This is a genomic window from Helcococcus sp. KG196 (assembly GCF_046035495.1).
Taxonomy (GTDB): domain Bacteria; phylum Bacillota; class Clostridia; order Tissierellales; family Peptoniphilaceae; genus Helcococcus; species Helcococcus ovis.
Genome location: NZ_JBFNFI010000037.1, coordinates 1 through 715, shown reverse-complemented (window position 1 = coordinate 715; position 715 = coordinate 1). Strand labels below are relative to the sequence as shown.

Sequence of the window (715 nt, the reverse complement as noted above, 5' to 3'; positions counted from 1 at the left end):
CTTTTTTCGTCTTTTTCAATATTTTTTTCATAGTTTTTTTAGAAATAAATTCTTTGTCTGTTCTAAATCCAAATGACTCGTGTAAATCATCTGTAATCTCTGTTCTTGTGTATGAGCCTAGATATCCTAAATCTCTTAATTTGTGTACATTCATCGATCTTAATGTTGATAAAATTTCTTCTTCAGAATGTTCATTTTTAGTCTTTATCTGAATAATTTTTAAGATTAATAGTGAGAGAAAACAAGTTAAAAAATGTGCTTCTATTCTATTGTCATTTCTAAGATATACAGGTCTAGTTTTAAATTCTGTTTTCATAGTTCTAAAACATGACTCAATTTGCCATCTCATCTTGTTAATATGAATAATCTCATTAATATCTTTTTCTAAATTTGTGTAGGTAGCGTAGAAACCATCAAATATTTCTTCTTTTTTTACTTTGTTCTCATTTAGATTTAATATCTTTTTATTGCAGATTTCTCCATCAGTTGTAACATTAGTTTCATCTATAAATCTTTTTGGAGAGTTTTGATTTCTATCTTTTATCTTACTAGGCGTATTAATCATCTCTTTTGCTCGTTCAACTTGTTTTTCTCTAATATATCTTTGATAATTTCTTTGTTTGATTGAATATGAGACAATCAATCGTTGCTCAAGTCCTTTTTCATTTATCCATCTTTCTTTGAAAAATATGGTGTCTTCATGTTGTTTTTCATC

General features: G+C 26.6%; 1 protein-coding gene. It reads right to left on the bottom strand.

Going from position 1 to position 715, the window contains the following annotated elements:
- The coding region (locus tag ABGF45_RS08375; RefSeq protein WP_167554161.1) for a transposase at positions 1 to 715 on the bottom strand (715 nt) is incomplete at both ends.